Raw genomic sequence first — 2,576 nt, 5'->3', positions numbered from 1 at the left:
TCGCTCAGCGATAATTTGATCATGCTGGGCATGGGCGTGTGGATGCTCGGGATGTGGTTTGTGGCCTGAAGCTGCAGACCCCACGCGCCGGAGTCCAAAGGGCGTTTTATCATGATAAAGCTGCGCTCAATGGCGCCGAACCATACATAGGAACGCAAGGCATGAATGGCCGGGAAGTCCGCATCGGTGGCGCTGCGTTGAGGCGCAGCGAATAGCCGAATTGGATTCTCCGATCTGGCGCGGCGTTGAACGACCGCTTCAGGGGTTTGCGCCGCGGCGCGGAACCTTATTCGCTGCGACTGCGAACGTCTCCCCGGTAATGCTGCGCTTGCACTTCAGGGCGATGAACGGCCGCAAGGTTCGCACCCCGGCCGCTGGTTCGTCGCGCGGCGATCGGCCGGTCTGGCCATCGAACCCGATTTCGCTGCATCGGGAAAGTTTCAGCGGTCCGCACCCGTCGCAGCTAATCTGCGGCCGGTCTCACGCAATCCAAGCCCGAGCCGCTGGATAGCCGCAAGTAATCTGAGCCTGGACCATCAATAACCTCGCGCCTGCACGCCGATGATCTCAAGCCGCTACACCTAGGCGGCTCGCGACCCCTCCTTGTCGTCCAACTGCTTTTGGGCGGAGGCGGCGGTTGCCGCCATTAGGGCATGGGCTTCCGGGCTCATCTTGCCGCCCTCTTTCCGCTTAACCTTGCGCTTCGACCGCTTGTTGAGAGGCGCTGTCGTAGCGGCGCTGCGGTCTTCGGTCATAGCCGCGACCGCCTTTTCCTCTGCCAGCGCGTCCGCCTGTTGCGCCTCGCTCGCCGCCTCTCGCACGGCTGCCATCGTCATCGCCTTCTCGTTCTGTTTCACGGTCGGATATGGGTAGGGCGTTCCGGCCTGTGCTTTGTGGATTTTCATGATCTCGCGGGAGTCGAAATATTCGATCCTGTCGGCGAGGATCGGGTTTTGGCGCTCGGGCAGGATGATGATCTTGTCCTTATCCATGTCGCGGATTTCCTGCTTGGACAACACCGGCCGATGCTCCGTGCCGCGAGTCACGCTGCCCGCCCCGAAGCCGACAGCCCGCATTTCCTCGTTTCGTGTGCGGGTCGATCCGGTGCGGGTGCCGAGTGCCGTTTCCAACTCCCCGGCCGTGCGGTCCTCGCTTGCGGCGATGTAGAGCTTGACCTGGCAGGCGCTTTCGATGGCTTGGATTTCCTCCGGGCTGTAGGGCACCGTCATCAAGCCCGGAATGGACTGCGTGACGATGGCGAACCGCCCGCCATGTCCGGCGGTCTGCTTCATCGCCTGGACGACGAGCGGCATCCGGCCCAACTGGTCGAACTCGTCCAGAAGGATGAAGATCGGCAAGGGCTCGTCCTCGCCGGGCCTCGATGACCGCAGGAAAGAAATGAGGTCGGCGAAGAACAGGCGAACCAGCGAATTGAGGTCCTCCATGTCGTCGGAAAGAACATTGAGATAGACCGACGTGGGTTCGCGGCGCATCACGGTGAAGTCGAAATCGTTTCGCCGCGTGACCCGCTCGACGCGGGGATTGGCCCATTGCCCTAAACCGGCGGAGCTAAGCACCGACAGATTGCTTTGCTGGATCTTCGCTTCCTGGCCGGCGATCTTGTTCAACTCGCGTGCGGCAGGCGGATACTTACATTCCCGTGCGGCTGCTGAGAGAAGATCGGTCGTGGATTTTCCGACATCCGATCCCTCGCCTGTTCCGAAGATGATCCGGTAGATTTCGCCCATCGTGGGGTTGTCCCGCTGGCAGGCCAGAACGCCGGCAGCGACGAAAAGCAAGATCCCCGAACTCAACCAGTCCTTGTTGTTGTCGATTTGAAGGAAGAGACGCGCGATGCGCGCGAGGCCCGTCCACAACTCTTCCATGTCCTCGATGCCGGACAGGCGGGCGAGCGGATTGTATTGATGCGTCGGGTTCTCGAAGTCGAGCGGCGCGAAGCGGAACACCTTGTCGCCCATCTGCGCGCGGGCGCGCGCTGTCTCGTCCCAAAGCTCGCCTTTCACATCCAGAACGACCATCGAACCCGGAAATGTAAGAGCGTTCGGGATGACGAATCCCACGCCCTTGCCGGATCGCGTCGGCGCGATCATCAGGACGTTGCTGACCGAACTGTAGAGCGCCGCGATATATCGTAGCTTGCGGGTGCGGACCGAGGCGATCTTCGAGAGCTTCTTGGTCTTTATCCGCTTCTCTATCTTCTTGACTGTCTCGGGCTTGATTAACGTCTTCCTCGTCGCCTTGATCTTGATCGGGCGATCGGGACGCTGCACGGGTGCCGGGATTTGCTCGCCCAGGACGAAGCCGTAGCCGACCGGCTGCACCATGTCGTTGCGACGAAGGCTCGGCAGAGTCTGGAACTGGCGCTGACCGTAGCTGACCAGCCTGTCCCAGATGACCGTGGCGATCGCGACCATCAGAAAAAGACCGATCGAACCCGCAACGATGAGGTGTCCGGTCAGATAAGGCTGCGCGGACCAGAACCCGTCCATCACCGTCTGATAGTGAAGCATCAGATCGGTGGTGAGGATGTTTCGCCGTAGCGCGAACGTGAGATA

General features: G+C 61.1%; 1 protein-coding gene. It reads right to left on the bottom strand.

Annotation, left to right across the window (positions count from 1 at the left end):
- Window positions 1-581 precede the first annotated feature (581 nt).
- A partial coding sequence (locus WA989_RS03795) for a type IV secretory system conjugative DNA transfer family protein (protein ID WP_424339185.1) occupies window positions 582-2,576 on the bottom strand: 1,995 nt, incomplete at its 5' end.

Origin of the sequence: Henriciella sp., assembly GCF_049649345.1 — a bacterium.
Classification (GTDB): domain Bacteria; phylum Pseudomonadota; class Alphaproteobacteria; order Caulobacterales; family Hyphomonadaceae; genus Henriciella.
The sequence above is the reverse complement of the archived record's forward strand: the minus strand, read 5'-3'. Positions and strand labels throughout refer to the sequence as shown.